This window comes from Deltaproteobacteria bacterium, assembly GCA_011375175.1.
Classification (GTDB): Bacteria; Desulfobacterota; GWC2-55-46; order GWC2-55-46; family DRME01; genus DRME01.
In genome coordinates this window covers 1-15854 of the sequence record DRME01000045.1, presented here as the reverse complement: position 1 = coordinate 15854, position 15854 = coordinate 1, and the positions used below count along the sequence as shown (strand labels likewise).

Genomic DNA, 15854 nt, shown 5'->3' with positions numbered 1-15854 from the left:
AACACCCCTTTCTATATGTGATGGCCGCGGTCCCGCGGCCGCGGCCTGAGTACTCTCCTGTCGGTGACTATGACGGTCACGGGCACGTCGTGACCGTCGGTCTCCATCTCTTCCACCACCTGGAAGTCGTAGGCGAGCGCTGCCACCGGCGCGCTCACACCGGCGAGCCACCGGTCGTAGTAGCCCATGCCGTAGCCGAGCCTCGCGCCGCGCATGTCGAAGGCCACGCCGGGCACGACGACGAGGTCGAAGTCGCAGGCCCGCAGGGGCTGGCCGTCGTCGGGGGGCTCGGGCACGCCGTAGCTGCCGGGACGGAGTGTTGCCGTGTCGAGAACCCTGTGGAAGCTCAGGCTCCGCCCATTCACCCTCGGCAGACAGACCGACTTGCCCGCCGCCAGGGCGTCGGCCACTATGGCGGCCGTGGGGACCTCGTTGTCCACGGCCCAGTAGAGCGCCACGGTACGGGCGGCCGCGTATTCCGGCGTCGATGCGAGCCTGAGCCGCACCGCCTCGCCCAGTGAGCTCACCGACCGGGGCGCAAGGGCGTGACGCCTTGCGAGCATCTCGCTTCTAAGCCGTTTCTTGGCCGCGGCTGCCGCCATGGTAGTGGAGACCTCTGTCCGTCCGTGTATGCTTCGGCTTTCGGGTAAGGACGGCCGATGGACGGCCAGGGACCGGCAGTGTGGGAATCTACAGGCGCGGCTCCGCATGGGCGGATCGGCCTGAAGGAAGGCGGGCAGGGACTTGCGGGCTGGTCGGGAGGGTTTGGAAGGGCCGTATAAAGTTCTCCCCCGCCTGTGCCGTGTCGAAAGTATTTATGAACCCGTGGTTCATAGGTGGGCGCCCGGTAACCGCTTTCGGCCTTCCCGCAGGGGGATACGCCGGCCACGGACAGAGCAGGCTCCCTGACCGTTTGTGTTGGTTCTAAAAATCACCAATCGATCACGAACACCGCAGGGGAGAAGCCCGTCATCTCCTCTGTTCAATCTGGCGCGTAAGTTCCTCCGACCTTGCAAGTAAGCTGTCCAGTTGCTTCTTCGTCTTTACAAGCTCTCCGGTGATATTAAGCGCCGTAAGCAGTACGACATCGAGTGTGGATACGGCCTTTGTATAGCGCTTGACCTCTTCTATCTGCTCTCTCAAGTGCTCCTCGACGGCGCGCACATAGGTTTCGTCTCCATCGCTTTTGACGATGAGCGTCTGGCCCAGTATCTTGACTTCAACGACGCCTTCCAAGACGAGACCCCCGGAAGTTTAGATGAAGCCCTCGAGCTTGTTAAGAAGTCCGTCTACCTTGTCCCTGATAAGCTCCTTCTCCGAATCGAGCTTTTCGAGCCTCTCCTTGAGCCCTTCGATCTCGGATTCCTTCTCCCTAAGCCTTTCAGTAAGTAACCTCTTCTCCTCCTTTAACGCACCGTGACTTTGCAGCAGCTTCTCAAGAGCCTCCTCAAGCCTGCGAAACGTCTCGAGATCCATTAAAGACTCCTTTTCTACATATATATAGTACGTCTTTTGTCCCGGCAAGTCAAGGACTATCCGGCCCTTCGCGGCGGCGTCGGCCGGGCCTTCCCCGCTCCGCCGCCCTACCTTTCGATGAAGAAGGCCCGCTCCACGGCCCTCATGACGTACTCGGTCGTCGAGCCGAGCACCATCTCCACGAGCCTTGCGTGGTGGGAGGCCCCCATGAAGAGGAGGTCCTTCCCCTCGCCTCGCGCATACTCGGCTATGGCCGTCGGAGGGTCGCCCTCGAGCTTCACGAAATCGGCCTCCACCTCGTAGGAGGCGAGGTAGTGTTCGGCGTCCCTGAGCAGCGATTCGGCCTCTTCCCCGCCGACGGCGACGACCGTGAGGGCGAGGTCGAGGGCCTTTGCGAACTCGGCGGCCGAGTGCATGGTCTTGCTGGCGCTGTGGCCGCCGTCGTAAGCGAGAAGCGGCCTGCATGGGGGCTTGAACTTCTCGGGCACGACGAGCACCGGCTTGGGAGACTTGCGGATGACCCCCTCGGTCACCGAGCCGAGCATGCCGTACTCGAACCTGGCGTTGACGCCGCGGCGGCCCAGTATGACGAGGTCGGCCACCGTGGCGCGCTCGCATATCTCGGTAGTCACAACGCCGTAGGCCATGTGGTCGTGGGCCTCCACACCCGCCTCGCCGCAGCTCTCCTTGAAGGAGGCCAGTATCTCGCGGCCGTTGGACTCCATTATCTCTTTCATGCTGGAAGAGAAGTTGAGGAAGGGCTCGAACCCCAGCGAACCGGAGAGGTCATGGAAGAAAGGCCCCTCGAGCGCCACGATGTCGACGACGTGGAGAGCCGAGAGGTCGGCCCCCAGGCGACGGGCGAGCCACAGGGCCCAGTCGGCTGCGGCCGTGGAGTGGTCGGAGCCGTCGAGAGCAACGAGTATGTTCTTTATCAAGAGAAGACCTCCGTAGGATTTCCCGCCGCATCTTCGTGCGGAGGGCCCGCGCTCTCCCCAAGGCCCTCCGGGGCTGGGGATATTTCGTCTCAGGCGGGGCGCCCTCCCGCCCGGCCCGCCGCATCTTCGTGCGGAGGGCCCGCCTCTCCCAAAGCCCCCGGCGCGGGGACATGTCGCCTCAGGCGGGGGCGCCCTCCACACCGGCCCGCCGCGCCCCCGGACGCCGCCCCGGCCTCCCCTTCAGACGAGGACCGGTTCGGGCAGTTCCTCGACCTCGACGGTCACGACGTCGTCGCCGCTCGAGGCGTCCACACGGAACACGTCGCCCTCTTTCCACTTGAGGGTCAGGGGTATCTTTACCTTGTCATCTATGTTGCGCTTCAGGAACCTGGCGCCGTACTTGGCGCTGTAGCCCGTCTCGACGAGCCTGTCAACGGCGGCCTCGGTGACGACGAGGTGCTTTCCGTGCCTCGCCATGTGCTCCTTTATCTTGTCCAGGTACATGTGGGTCACGCGGGAGACCTCCTTGCGCGTCAGGGGCGAGAAGATGATTATGTCGTCGATGCGGTTGAGGAACTCGGGCGTGAAGGCGTTCTCCACCTCCTTCATTATGGACTTCTTGAGGTTGTCCACACTCGAGTCCTCGCCCATGAAACCGAGGGGCTTGACGAACCTCTTGAACTCGTCGGCGCCGAGGTTGCTCGTCATGATGATGACCGTGTCGCTGAAGTAGACGCGCTTTCCGCGGCCGTCGGTGAGCCATCCCTCGTCGAATACCTGGAGGAAGAGGTTGAGCACGAAGGGATGGGCCTTCTCCACCTCGTCGAGGAGGACCACGGAGTAGGGGTTCTCGCGGACCTGGTTGGTGAGTATCCCGCCGCGCTCGGAGCCCACTATGCCGCGGGGCATGCCGATGAGCTTGTCCACCGACACAGCCGAGTCCTTGTACTCGCTCATGTCGATGCGGATCATCTTCTTCTCGTCGCCGAAGAGGAACTCGGCAAGGGCCCTTGCAAGCTCGGTCTTGCCCACGCCCGTGGGGCCGAGGAAGAGGAGCACGCCGTCGGGGCGGGAAAAATTCTCCTTGAGCGGCCCCTTGTTGAGGCGCAGCCTCCTTGCAAGGGAGTCTATGGCCTCGCGCTGGCCAACGAGCCTCCTGGAAAGCGCCTTCTCCATGTCGCGGAAGCGGGCCGTCGTGTCGCGGAAGATCATGTCCCGCGGTATCTTCGTCTCCTGGCTTATGACCTCGATGACGTCGTCGGGGCGGACGGGCTCGTCGGGCCGGTTTATCTCCACCTTGACGCAGGCCGTGTTGAGCCAGCCTATGACCTTGTCGGGAAGCCTGAGGCTGCGCATGTAGCGCGAGCTCATCTCAAGGGCCGTCTCTATGGTTTCGTCGAGGATGGTGACCGAGTAGTTCCTCTCGAGCCTGCCTTTTATGCCCATCAGTATGGAGCGGGTGTCGTCGATTGAGGGCTCCTCGATCTGCACCGTGCGGAAGCGGCGCGCCAGGGCCTCGTCCTCGGCGATGAACTCCTTGTACTCGGCGAGCGTGGTGGCGCCTATTATCTGGACCTCGCCGCGGGTGAGCGTGGACTTGAAGATGTTGGCCGCGTCGGAGGGCACGCCCATGGCGCTGCCCGCTCCGATGAGGGTGTGGGCCTCGTCGACGAAGAGGATGATGTTCTTGCGCTCCTTGAGTTCCTTTATGATCTTCTCGACCCTGTCCTCGAACATGCCGCGGAAGATGGTGCCGGCCACGACGGAGTTCATCTGCAGGTTCACGATGTGCTTGTCGCGCAGCCTGCGGGGCACGCGCGAGGGGTTGAGCTCGATGAGACGCGCAAGCCCCTCGACGACGGCCGTCTTGCCCACGCCGGGCTCGCCGACGACCATGACCGAGTTGCTGCGGTCGATGTGACAGAGGACCTCGATGAGCTGCTCGAGCTCGGCGTCACGGCCTATGATGGGCGGTATCTTGTCGAACCTTGCCAGCTTGTTGAGGTTGACGGCGAAGTGCTTGAGGTTTGGCGGGAGCTCGTACTTCTTCTTGATCTCCTCTTCCATCTCTTCCTTGCTCCTTACGCGAAGCGCGATCTTGCGCATCACGTAGTCGGGGTCGAGCCCGAAGCTTCGGAATATCCTGGCCGGCAGGCTCTGGTTCTCCTGGAAGATGGCCATGAGCAGGTCCGTCGGGTCGAGCTCGTCGCGGCCCCAGCGCTGGGCCTCTTCCCAGGCGAGCTTGAAGATGTTCTTGGTGGCGGGCGGGACCTTGAGCCCCACGCCTATGTACTGGCGCGAGACGTTGAGGTGCTCGTTGAGGAAGTTGAGCACGTGGTAGGCGTCGAGATTGAGGTCCTCCATGACCTCGCTGAAGAAGGTCTCCTCCACCCTGGCGAAGGCGAGGAAGATGTGCTCCACACCGAGGTAGAAGTGGTTGCGGTTCTTGCTCTCTTCTATCGCCCTGTCCAGGACCGCCTGGGCCCTGGGACCGAGTTTCTCTTTCAGGGCCTCGAGCTCAGTCATAGTGAACCCCTCGGGAAAATTCGCAGCCGCCGAAGCCGCCTGGTCACATGCCGCATCCTGTCCGCAGTGGAAGGCCTTGATTTATTTTACCACAATCCTCTTCGCGGGTCATAGGAATTTATACTCTCGAACTCCTCTATGAGCCGCCTGGACTTGGCGTCGATGTTCTTCGGAATGGCGACCTTTATGATGAGGTACTGGTCGCCGCGCCTGCCGCCCGGGGTGGGCACGCCCTTGCCCTTGAGCCGCAGCTTCTGGCCGCCCTGCGTGCCCGGCGGTATCTTGACGGTGGCCATGCCGTCCAGCGTGGGCACCCTGATCTCGCGGCCCGTGATGGCCTCGCCGATGGTTATGGGCACATCGAGGTATATGTCGTTGTCGACCCGCCTGAAGTAGGGATGGGGGTTGACGAATATGCGCAGGTAGAGGTCACCCGGCTGCCCCCCCATCACACCGGGCTCGCCCCGGCCCGCCACGCGCACCCTCGTGCCGCTCCTCACCCCCGGAGGTATCTTGACCTTCACCTTCTCGCCGCCGCGCAGAAAACCGCTCTTGGGGGTGACGACCTCGACCTCCGTTCCGAGACAGGCGTCGACGAAGTCGATGTGGAGCGCGTGCTCCACGTCCTTGCCGCGCACCGGTCCCTTGCGCCGCGCCCTGGCGCCGAAGACCTCGCTGAATATGTCCTCGAAGCCGCCGAAGTTGAAGCCGAAGTCCTTGAAGTCGAAGCCGCTGTAGGCCGGCCCCATGCCCTCGAAGGAGACCTTGCCCGACAGATCGTACTCCTTGCGCCTGTCGGGATTGCCCAGCACGCCGTAGGCCTCGTTTATCTCCTTGAACTTCCTCTCCATCTCCTTGTCGCCGGGATGGAGGTCGGGGTGGTACTTGCGCGCAAGCCTGCGATAGGCCTTCTTTATGGTCTCGTCGCTCGCGTCCTTTGAAACGCCGAGTATCTTGTAATAATCCTTGCCCTGAACCATGACGTCACTGCCCTGTGCGGCGTCCGCCGGCAGGCACCCCTTTAACGTTTCCCCGAACCGTCGATCCAGGCAGCCCTTGCCGTGAGGATCGCGGGGAGAAGAGAAAGCTCCGGGTCACCGCGGCCGACACCGGAGGGGCCCGGAAAGGACGGGGAAAGGGGGCATGCGGTCCTCTGTCAGATGGCCTCCCCAAGGGACGGCTTTCCTCCTTGAAGGGCTCTTGTTCAACCGGGCTCGTGGTGTTGCGCCGGGCAGGGAGGGCTTGCGGACGGGTGGAAGGAAGGGGCGATGCGGTCGGCCCGGCCGCCCCGCCGCCGGGGCGGCCGGGCCGCGCAACGCTATGCGGACTCCTTCTTGTCGTCGTCCACCACTTCCGCATCCACCACGTCCGCGGGCTTTTCCTCTTCCCGCGGCTGCTCGGCCTGGGCGCCGGCTCCCGGGGTCCCGGCCGCCTGCTTGTAGAGGAGCTCGGCCACCTTGTGCGATACCGAGTTGAGCTTCTCCACGGCCGCCTTTATCTCATCCATGTCCTCCTTTTCGAGCGTGGACTTGGCGGAGTTTACGGCCTCCTCCATCTCGGTGCGCTCGGCCTCGGGCAGTTTTTCACGGTTCTCCTTGAGGAGCTTTTCGGTGGAGTAGATGAGCGAGTCGAGCTGGTTTCGCTGCTCGATGAGCTCCTTTCTCTTCCTATCCTCTTCGGCATGTCCCTCGGCGTCCTTGATCATTTTTTCGACCTCTTCCTTGTCGAGGCCGCTCGAGGCCGTGATGGTGATCTTCTGCTCCTTGCCCGTGGCCGTATCCCTGGCCGAGACGTTGAGGATGCCGTTGGCGTCAATGTCGAAGGTCACCTCTATCTGCGGCACTCCGCGGGGAGCCGGAGGTATGCCCATGAGATGGAACCTTCCGAGCGTGCGGTTGTCGCGCGCCATGGGGCGCTCGCCCTGGAGCACGTGTATCTCCACCTGCGACTGGTTGTCGGCCGCCGTGGTGAAGGTCTCCTTCTTCTTGGTCGGTATGGTCGTGTTGCGTGGGATGAGGGTCGTCATAACACCGCCCAGCGTCTCCACGCCCAGCGAAAGCGGCGTTACGTCGAGGAGCACCACGTCACGCACGTCTCCGGCGAGCACGCCGCCCTGTATGGCCGCGCCGACGGCGACGACCTCGTCGGGATTGACGCCCTTGTGGGGCTCGCGGCCGAAGAACTCCTTGACCATCTGCTGGATGAGCGGCATCCGCGTCATGCCGCCCACGAGCACGACCTCGTCTATGTCCGACGCCTTGAGCCCGGCGTCGCTGAGCGCGAGTTCGCAGGGCTTGCGGCTGCGCTCGACGAGATCGTTTACGAGCTGTTCGAGCTTGGAGCGCGAAAGCCTTATGACAAGGTGCTTGGGTCCCGTCGAGTCGGCCGTTATGAAGGGGAGGTTTATCTCGGTCTCCGCCACGCTGGAGAGCTCTATCTTCGCCTTCTCGGCCGCCTCCTTGAGCCTCTGCAGCGCCATCCTGTCCTTGGAGAGATCGATGCCCTGATCCTTCTTGAACTCCGAGACGAGCCAGTCGATAATCCTCTGGTCGAAGTTGTCGCCGCCGAGATGGGTGTCGCCGTTGGTGCTCTTCACCTCGAAGACACCCTCGCCGACCTCGAGGATCGATATGTCGAACGTGCCGCCGCCGAAGTCGTAGACGGCGATGATCTCGTCCTTCTTCTTGTCCAGCCCGTAGGCGAGGCTCGAGGCGGTGGGCTCGTTTATGATGCGCTTGACTTCGAGGCCCGCTATCTTGCCAGCGTCCTTTGTGGCCTGGCGCTGGCTGTCGTTGAAGTAGGCCGGCACCGTTATGACGGCCTCGGTCACCGACTCGCCCAGGTAGGCCTCGGCCGAGCGCTTGAGCTTCTGCAGTATCATGGCCGATATCTCGGGCGGAAGATAGTCCCTGCCCATGTTGTCCGAGTGTACGACGGCCCTGCCCTGGGCGTCCTTGCGGACCTTGTAGGGCACCATCTTCATCTCCTCGGTGACCTCGTCGTAGGTGCGGCCCATGAACCTCTTGATGGAGAATATGGTGTTCTCCGGGTTGGTGACGGCCTGACGCTTGGCCACCTGACCGACCAGTATCTCCTTGTCCTTGGTGAAGGCCACGACCGAGGGGGTTATCCTGTGGCCCTCCTCGTTCACTATCACCTTGGGCTCGCCCGCCTCCATGACGGCGACGACCGAGTTGGTGGTGCCCAGGTCTATTCCTATGATCTTGCCCATCTGCGCCTCCTTGAGTCTGTACTATATATTTTTTTTCAGGCCTTGTCAAACCGCTTTACAGGATGGGCACCCTCCGCCTCCCGCACCGCCGCGACTTGACAGCACCTCCCTGCGGCATACAACACCGGCCGGCGAAGACAACGCCGCAGCCGGCCTATCCGCAGCCTCGCAAACGCTTCCGCGCGCCATAAGCTCTGATCAATCACCCCGGGGAAAACTTTTTCAAGTCTGAAGGGGGGCTCCCGCCCGCATCCGCCGCCGCCGAAGATCCGGATAACATACGAGAGGGTACGGGGGAACGCGGGCCTATGGCCCTTCTACAGAAAGTCTCCCCCAAAGCAGTTCCGGGGGAAACTTTCTGTAGAAAGTTTCCCCCAGCCCCCCTTCAAAGACTTTTAATTCCCTGCGGATCATCCCGATTGTGCAAGCACAATCGGGATGATCCGCAGGGCGTTAAAGGTTCCATCAGGGTAATCAGTCAGAGTTTTCCCAAATATTAATGTAGGAACGCCGCCGCCCCATGTCAAGCCCCGGGGCGGCGGCAAGGTCCTCCGGCGAAAAAAACCCGGCACAGCTTGAAGCTGTGCCGGGCCTGGAGCCTCGAAGCCGGCCCCGGAGCAGACGCGGCCGTTAAGGCCGAGCCGGCCCCGGCCCGTCAATGGCCGCCGCCGTGACCTCCGCCGTGGTGGCGCTCATGGTCGGCGTTCTTCATGCCCTTGGGAAGGGCCGGTGCCGGCTCGGGGCGGAGCCTGTCGAAGCGCCTGGTCTGGACCGTATGGGGGTTGTGACACTCGGTGCAGACCCACCAGCGCTTCTTTCCCCCCTTCACCCACATGCCTATGCGTTTTCCGTGTATGCCGTCGCGCCAGTCCTTGTAGACCTCGCCGTGGCACTTGCCGCACAGGCGCTGGGGCTGGTTGAAGCTTATCTCGCCGCCGAAGTGGTCGACGAGGGTGTCGCGGTTCTTGGCGTTATGGCAGTCGAGGCACCATATGGCGCCGCGTCCGTGCTTGAGCTCCAGCGAGTTGGGCACTATATCCTGGTGCATCTGCAGCAGCCTGGGCTTCTTGTCCTTGGGGAACGGCACGGTCTCGCCGTTGTGGCAGACCGAGCAGGGCATGAAGTACTGGAGCTTCTCGGTGCGCGGCCTCACGACGGCCTCCTCGTGGCTGTAGTCGGCCTCTATGGGCATCTCCCCCATGGGTTCGGTGCCGTAGAAGGGGTCTCCCCACCATAGCACCCCTCCCGTGCGCCTCGAGCACTTGACGTTGGGCCAGCCCGGCTCGATCTCCGTTATCTCTACGGTGGTGTACTTCTCCCTGCTCTCGAAGCACTCGGTGAGCGGTGTCGTGTCCTCGCCCGAGGTGCCGAGGCCGTGGGCGCCGTGCCCCTCCTCGGCGGCGAGGGCCGCAGACGCCGTGAAGAGGACCACGAAAACGGCTGTGGTGATATCGATCTTTTTCACAGGAACACTCCTTTTATGCGTTTCTTGAAGATCCCTCCAGGCCCCTGCGCATACGCGGGCCGGGCCGCATCAGCGGGGCAGGTGGGAGTACTTTATCTCGCCGGTCAGTATGCCCACCGCGCCCTTGAGCAGGATGGTGAGCACGAAGAATCCCGTGGCCCAGAAACCGATGGAGTTGAATATCTCGATCCACGACGGAGAGTACTCGCTGAACTCGCCTATGGGGCTTGGGATGAAGCCGGGCAGCACGAGCGCCATGCCCTTCTCGATCCACACGCCGAGGAAGGCGATGACGCAGAGCGTGACGAGCTTTTTGTGGTCACGGCGCACCTTGGGGCTCATGAGCATGACGAAGGGCACGATGAGGAAGAGGAGCGAAGCCCAGAACCATGGGACGAGCTTGTAGAGGCCGTGTTTGCCGAACATGAGATACTTGAGCGAGAAGGAGTGCTCGGTGCTCGGATAGAGCTCGGTGACGACCTCGGAGAGCGTGAGGAAGAGCCCGATGCCGAGACACCAGACGATTACCTGGGCAAGGAACTCGATCGCCTTGTCCGAGATCTCCAGGTTCGTGTTCTTGCGTATTATCATGAAGGCCACGATGATGAGGGCCGGTCCGGCGGCGAAGGCCGTGGAGATGAACCGTATGGGCATTATGGCGTGGAACCACATGGGACGGGCCGGCATGGTGTTGATGAGGAAGGCCGTCACCGTGTGGATGCTCAGGGCCCAGACGATGGAGATGTAGATGAGCGGCATGTAGAAGCTCTTGTTGAGCTCGTCGCCCCTGTACTTCTTGTAGAGGTAGTAGAAGCCGCATATGAGGTTCAGCAGCAGGTAGCCGTTTAGGACGAGCACGTCCCAGCTCAGCATGGAGTTGGGCCAGTTGTAGATGCCTATGCCCGGTATCATGTGCCAGGCCCTGTCGGGGCGCCCCATGTGGGCCACGACGAAGAGCAGGCACATGATGACGGCCGAGATGGCCACCATCTCGCCGAGCACGGCCACCTTCTTGAGGTCCTTGTTGTGGTATACGTAGGACGGAAAGACGACGGTCACGGCTCCGGCGGCCACGCCGACGAGGAAGACGAAGTTAGCCAGGTAGATGCCCCAGGTCACCTGATCGGTGAGGCCCGTCACTATCATGCCGTGCGTCCACTGGTGGACGAGGCAGAAGGCCATTATGAACATGAAGAACAGGAGCGAGAGCATCCAGGCGTAGTATTTCTTTCCGCCCTTGAGGATGTACCCTACGTAATCGAAGACAAAACTGACCATGGCGATATCCCCTTATCAATCTATGAAATAGAAGAACTTCGGATAGGTGTTGAGGTCGGCCCTGAGCCTGAAGACCCGCTTGCGGTCCAGTATCTTGCGCACCTCGCTTTCGGGGTCGAGGAGGTTGCCGAACTTGCGCGCCCCCACGGGGCAGACCTCGACGCAGGCCGTGTAGCGGCCCTTGCGCGAGCGCTGCAGGCAGAAGGTGCACTTCTCGACGACGCCGACCATGCGGGGCCTGTTGCCCAGGTAGTGGGTCCTCGGGTTCATCTCGTCGGGCGGCAGGTTGGGCTCGGCCCAGTTGAAGCGCCTCGCCCAGTAGGGACAGGCGCCCATGCACATCCTGCAGCCTATGCACCAGTTGTAGTCGATGACGACCACGCCGTCGGGGTCTCGATAGGTGGTCCGCACGGGGCAGACCTTAACACACGGCGGCTTTTCGCACTGCATGCACTGGATGGGCAGGTAGAAATGATCTTTTTCCGGCACCTTCTCGGGCTCGTAGTAGTGCTGGCCCTCGAGCACGACGCCGGCGTTCTTGTAGGCGTTGCCGCCGACCTGTATGCCGTGGCCCTCGGGGTAGCCGCTGTTCATGTCGTCGGCGGAGAAGTTGCCCTTTTCGAGTTTTATGACCCTTATCCACTGGATCTCGGGGTCGTGGCGCGACTGGTTGTTCTCGCGCACGCAGGCGTGCACGCAGCGCCGGCAGCCTATGCACTTCTGTATGTTGAGGGCGTAGCCGAAGAGCACGCCCTCCATGGGCGGAGAGCCGTCTACGGTTACGCGCTTGCCGTACTCCTCGGAGTAGCGTTTTTCGAGCCTCGCTATGGCCTCTTTCTTCTCGTCGTCGGTCATGAGCCTGTAGTTGGTCTGGAACCACTCGGCCCATGTGGCCTTGGCCTCGGCGTCGTCCGACCCCGTGAGAAGAGCCGCGGCCCCGGCAACGGAGGCCGCGCCGACCTGCGCCGACTTCTTCATGAAATCCCGGCGCGTGACACTGCCGTCCAATCTTTTTTCTTTATTCTTATCCTCGGCCACTTCTGTCCTCCAGGAATGTTTATTGGGAACCTTCGAGAATGCCCCCTCTCATGATGAACGACCAGGGAGTGAAGCGGTCCCGCCTGCGCTGCGAAGCGAGCGCCCTCTGCCGCGCAGCGGGATCTCGGGACGTCCCGGCCCCTCAGGCGCGCCTTTTGCGGTAGTCGTCCTCGAACTTCCTGACCAGGGCCCTCTTCTCGCCGTCGGTCATGAGGACGAACCTGCGCGCCTTCCAGACGGCGTCTCCCGGCACTATGTCGGCCAGGTACGCCCTCTGGGCGTCGGTGCCGACCGCCTTGTCGGCCACCTTCTTGGCAAGAGTCCCGGTGGTGACAAGCGCAAGGGCGCCCAGAGCAGCGCTCTTGAGCATGGAGCGCCTTGTCGAGAGCTCGTTCTTTTTCCTCTCGGCCGCAACGGCCTCCCGAAGCTCCCGCAACGCTGCGGCCTCGTCGGGTCTTCGCCTCTCGTTTTCCATAGTTCAAGTCCCCCTGTCTCTTTTATTGTTGCGCATCCCCTCGGCCCCGTGCACCCGAAGCCGCCACCGCGGATGCGATTTGTTGCCATACCATGACATTTGTCATACCACGGGGTGGTCGAGAGAATTTACATTAACAAACTTCCATGATTCAGGCAACAGTATTTTAATGAAGCTCCGATTTATTTCACCGGGGGAAACTTTCTGTAGAAAGTTTCCCCCAGACCCCCTTCAAAGACTTTTAATTCCCTGCGGCTCATCCCGATTTTGCAAGCAAAATCGGGATGGGCCGCAGGGCGTTAAAGTTTTTGGAGGGAGTCTGAGGGAACCGTGGGTCTGTGACCCTTTTACAAAAAGGTTCCCTCAGGGTAATCAAAAGGCCGGTTTTCCATCGATCAAAAGCCTCACTGTTTCGCCTCCCCTCTTCGTGACGACCACCGTGGGCCGGTAGAGGACGAAGTCCTGGTGGTAGGGCACGCTCACGCGCCCGCCGAACGAAGAGTTGTCGCCTATGGCCATGTGTACCGTGCCCAGTATCTTCTCGGTCTCGAGGATGTTGTCGGGCCTTGCGGCCCTGTCGTTGGTGCCTATGCCGAGCTCAGCGAGATTGCCGACAAGCGGCTCGGCCGCTATCTTCCCGCCGAGTTCTGCCGCGAAGGGGTCGCCGCCGGAGACCTCCGCAACGAAACCGCCCTCGAACCTCAGGACGACGGGCTCGACGAACCTGCCGGTCGGTCCCCACTCGAGCACCAGCACCCCCTCGGCCGTCTCCTCCACGGGGGCGAGGAAGGCCTCTCCGGCCGGCAGGTTGCCGAACGAGCCTGGCTCGGTCAGTATGCCCGTGTCGGCGATGAAGGAGCGGCCCTCGATGGAGAAGCGTATGTCCGTGCCGTTGGGAGCCTTTATATGGACCTCCGCCCCGCCGTCGGCGAGCCTGCAAAGGCGCAGCGTCCTGGCCTCGACCTCGCGCCAGTCGGCCGCCATGGGGCCGTATATCATGGACTTCTCGAAGAGCGGCATTGAGGCGTAGCGCGCGCCCAGACACCTTGTAAGGAGGTCCCGGAACCTCGTATGGCTCGTCGAGTAGCGGGAGAGCGCCACCACGGCGTCAGGCCCCCCGGCGGCCGAGCCCCTGACTACCTCCTCCACGCGCGCAAGATCGGCCGCATCCGCCTCCTTGGCGAGCAGGCGGCCCAGAAGCCCCGCCTCCCTGAGCTCCGAGACGACTTCGGAGCCGAAGGCGGCCTCCCACAGCGGCTCGGGCGGCTCCTTGCCGTGGCCGCCCGTGGAAGGGAACTCCACGTAGTCGACCCTGCATAAGGCCCGGCCCGCCTCGGCCGTCAGTCTCGCAATCCCGCGAAGCTGCGCATCCGCCCCCTCGCCGCCAGGACGCGCCGTTTCGCCCGCGGCCGGCAGGTCCGTAAAGACGAGCGCCCGCTCGTGCGGCCTCACCCCGAGGTTGACGGTGAATATCCTCTCGAGCACGTCCTTCATGAATCCCTCTCTTTTTTCCATAAGGGCACCCTATGCTCCATCCGCCCCCCCCCCTTCTAAAGACTTCAGAGCTTCCCGAAGGCAGCCGAACTTCAGCCCCCTTCGAGCCCCCCGGAAGGTTCGGGCCGCGCCAGGCGGGACTGTTACGCCTTTGCGGCCCGAACCCTCCGGGGGCTCGAAGGCGCGCCGCGCAAGCGGACCCGGCGCAGGCCCTCCGCAAGGCGTCTCCACCCGACACTATAACCGCCCGGCCCCGTCGAGTCAACACCCGCGCTCTCTTGCAAAAGGCCCCCGGATTCGTGGTATATTCACTTCATGGACCCAATCCTTCTCGCCGCCATAACTTCGGAGCTCGACCGGGCCCTGCGGGGCGGGATCGTTTCAAAGGTCTACCAGCCCGACGATCACCGCATCATAGTCAAGGTCTTCGCGCGCGGCGGCGAAAAGCGCCTCCTCGTCTCGGCCCACCGGGTCCATCCGGCCATGTATCTCACCACGCGGCGGCCTCCGAGCCCTCCGGCGCCGCTGCGCCTGTGCGCCCTTCTGCGCAGCAGGATAACGGGCGCCCGCATAGAAGGGGTCGAGGCCGTTGAGGGAGAGCGCATAGCGCGCCTGAGGCTCACGGTGCGCGGCGAAGAAGGGCCGCGGCCCATGTGCCTCGTCTGCGAGCTCACCGGCAAGTCGAGCAACATCATACTCGTCGACGGCGATGGTGTGGTCGTGGACGCCCTGCGCCTCTACGCGCCCGGCCGGTCGCCGCGGGCCGTGTGGCCGGGCGAGAGGCTCGCGCCGCTTCCCCCGGGCGGCAGGCGTGAAGGGCCGCCGTTGGACAGGGGAGAGGGGACGTGGAACGAGGCCGCCGAGCGCTATTACGGGGAGCTCGACGACGCCGACGCCTTCCGCGCCGGGAGGGCGGCGCTTCGCAGGGCCGCGGCGGCGGCGAGAAAGAAGGCGGCGAGAAAACTCCGAAACCTCGAGGGCGACAGGACGAGGGCCGAAAGCGAGCTGCGCTGCCGCAGGCTCGCCGAGCTCCTGGCCGCCAATTACGGGCTGCTGAGGAAAGGGGCGGCGTCGGTGGAGGTGACCGACTGGTTCGAGGAGCCGCCCCGCCCCGTGACCGTCGCGCTCGACCCGGCCCTCTCCCCCCAGGCCAACGTGGAGCGCCTCTTCAGGCGGGCCCGCAAGGCCCAAAGGGCCCTCGAACTGCTGAAAAGCCGCATACCGGAGACGGCGGCCGAGATCGAGCGCCTCGACGGCCTCCTGCGCCGCATCGACGCCGCCGTCTCCGAGGAAGAACTCCCGGCGCTTCGCCGCGAACTCGAAGCCGCCGCGGGCCGGAGCGCCGCGCCGCGCCTGCCCAAGGGAAGAGGGCCGCAAGGACGGCAGACACAGGCCGCGCCGTTTCGAAGGTTCGAAAGCTCCGAAGGCCTCACCATACTCTGCGGAAAAGACGACGCCGGAAACGACCTTCTCCTGCGCCGCCACGCCTCGGCCGGTGACCTCTGGTTCCACGCAAAGGACGCGCCGGGCTCGCACGTGGTGCTCAAGTGCGCGGGCCGCCCCATCGAAACCATCGAGCGCTCGATCATCGAAGCCGCCTCCCTGGCGGCCCGCTTCAGCAGACTCCCGGACCAGGCCGGGGCCGAGGTCATTTGCGCACCGGCGGAAAAGGTGAAAAAACCAAAGGGCGCTCCGCCGGGCACAGTGACCGCCATGGAATACCGGACACTGCGCGTCACCCCGGGGCCGCCCCTGAAAGAAAGCTAAGGAAACTCTGATTAATTACCCTGAGGGAACCTTTTTGTAAAAAGGTTCCCTCAGACTCCCTCCAAAAACTTTTAACGCCCTGCGGATCATCCCGATTTTGCCTGCAAAATCGGGATGATCCGCAGGGAATTAAAAGTCTTTGAAGGGGGTCTGGGGGAAACGTGG

General features: G+C 63.1%; 13 protein-coding genes and 1 other RNA gene. 1 reads left to right on the top strand and 13 read right to left on the bottom strand.

What is annotated here, in order from left to right; all coding sequences use genetic code 11:
- Positions 1-11 precede the first annotated feature (11 nt).
- The 13 genes from ENJ37_02965 to ENJ37_02905 form a co-directional block, all read right to left on the bottom strand.
- The gene (locus ENJ37_02965; protein HHL39446.1) at positions 12-710 is read right to left on the bottom strand and encodes a 5-formyltetrahydrofolate cyclo-ligase; all 699 of its coding nucleotides are present in this window, start codon (positions 708-710) and stop codon (positions 12-14) included.
- Positions 711-784: 74 nt separating this feature from the next.
- Positions 785-963, bottom strand: a non-coding RNA gene (gene ssrS / locus ENJ37_02960) — 6S RNA.
- Positions 964-969: 6 nt separating this feature from the next.
- Positions 970-1236 (bottom strand): cell division protein ZapA, encoded by a 267-nt coding sequence (locus tag ENJ37_02955; GenBank protein ID HHL39445.1) that lies wholly within the window; start codon positions 1234-1236, stop codon positions 970-972.
- Positions 1237-1254: 18 nt separating this feature from the next.
- Complete coding sequence (locus tag ENJ37_02950) at positions 1255-1476, bottom strand: hypothetical protein (protein ID HHL39444.1); 222 nt, start codon at positions 1474-1476, stop codon at positions 1255-1257.
- A 107-nt stretch (positions 1477-1583) separates the two neighbouring features.
- Positions 1584-2615: a universal stress protein gene (locus tag ENJ37_02945; GenBank protein ID HHL39443.1), complete on the bottom strand. Its 1032-nt coding sequence runs from the start codon at positions 2613-2615 to the stop codon at positions 1584-1586.
- A gap of 39 nt (positions 2616-2654) precedes the next feature.
- The gene (locus ENJ37_02940) at positions 2655-4940 is read right to left on the bottom strand and encodes an ATP-dependent Clp protease ATP-binding subunit (GenBank protein HHL39442.1); all 2286 of its coding nucleotides are present in this window, start codon (positions 4938-4940) and stop codon (positions 2655-2657) included.
- Positions 4941-5026: 86 nt separating this feature from the next.
- On the bottom strand, positions 5027-5920 hold the full coding sequence (locus tag ENJ37_02935) for a J domain-containing protein (GenBank protein HHL39441.1): 894 nt from the start codon (positions 5918-5920) through the stop codon (positions 5027-5029).
- Positions 5921-6258: 338 nt separating this feature from the next.
- Positions 6259-8172 (bottom strand): molecular chaperone DnaK, encoded by a 1914-nt coding sequence (gene dnaK / locus ENJ37_02930; protein HHL39440.1) that lies wholly within the window; start codon positions 8170-8172, stop codon positions 6259-6261.
- 655 nt (positions 8173-8827) lie between these two features.
- Positions 8828-9637 carry a hypothetical protein gene (locus tag ENJ37_02925; protein HHL39439.1) on the bottom strand — a complete coding sequence of 270 codons (810 nt, stop codon included), beginning with the start codon at positions 9635-9637 and terminating at the stop codon, positions 8828-8830.
- Positions 9638-9706: 69 nt separating this feature from the next.
- Positions 9707-10915 (bottom strand): polysulfide reductase, encoded by a 1209-nt coding sequence (locus tag ENJ37_02920; protein HHL39438.1) that lies wholly within the window; start codon positions 10913-10915, stop codon positions 9707-9709.
- A 15-nt stretch (positions 10916-10930) separates the two neighbouring features.
- Complete coding sequence (locus ENJ37_02915; protein HHL39437.1) at positions 10931-11923, bottom strand: 4Fe-4S dicluster domain-containing protein; 993 nt, start codon at positions 11921-11923, stop codon at positions 10931-10933.
- A 172-nt stretch (positions 11924-12095) separates the two neighbouring features.
- Positions 12096-12428: a hypothetical protein gene (locus tag ENJ37_02910; protein HHL39436.1), complete on the bottom strand. Its 333-nt coding sequence runs from the start codon at positions 12426-12428 to the stop codon at positions 12096-12098.
- Between the two features lie 372 nt (positions 12429-12800).
- Positions 12801-13943, bottom strand: coding sequence for a peptidase (locus ENJ37_02905; protein ID HHL39435.1), 1143 nt, complete (start codon positions 13941-13943; stop codon positions 12801-12803).
- A gap of 294 nt (positions 13944-14237) precedes the next feature.
- Here ENJ37_02905 and ENJ37_02900 point away from each other — a divergent pair, with 294 nt between their 5' ends.
- Positions 14238-15689: a fibronectin-binding domain-containing protein gene (locus tag ENJ37_02900; GenBank protein ID HHL39434.1), complete on the top strand. Its 1452-nt coding sequence runs from the start codon at positions 14238-14240 to the stop codon at positions 15687-15689.
- Positions 15690-15854: the final 165 nt, after the last annotated feature.

Coding starts and splice junctions, on each gene's coding strand:
- ENJ37_02900 (HHL39434.1), top strand. CDS start 14,238: ATGGACCCAATCCTTCTCGCCGCCATAACTTCGGAGCTCGACCGGGCC.
- dnaK (HHL39440.1), bottom strand. CDS start 8,172: ATGGGCAAGATCATAGGAATAGACCTGGGCACCACCAACTCGGTCGTC.
- ENJ37_02935 (HHL39441.1), bottom strand. CDS start 5,920: ATGGTTCAGGGCAAGGATTATTACAAGATACTCGGCGTTTCAAAGGAC.
- ENJ37_02965 (HHL39446.1), bottom strand. CDS start 710: ATGCGGAGCCGCGCCTGTAGATTCCCACACTGCCGGTCCCTGGCCGTC.
- ENJ37_02920 (HHL39438.1), bottom strand. CDS start 10,915: ATGGTCAGTTTTGTCTTCGATTACGTAGGGTACATCCTCAAGGGCGGA.
- ENJ37_02940 (HHL39442.1), bottom strand. CDS start 4,940: ATGACTGAGCTCGAGGCCCTGAAAGAGAAACTCGGTCCCAGGGCCCAG.
- ENJ37_02905 (HHL39435.1), bottom strand. CDS start 13,943: ATGGAAAAAAGAGAGGGATTCATGAAGGACGTGCTCGAGAGGATATTC.
- ENJ37_02950 (HHL39444.1), bottom strand. CDS start 1,476: ATGGATCTCGAGACGTTTCGCAGGCTTGAGGAGGCTCTTGAGAAGCTG.
- ENJ37_02910 (HHL39436.1), bottom strand. CDS start 12,428: ATGGAAAACGAGAGGCGAAGACCCGACGAGGCCGCAGCGTTGCGGGAG.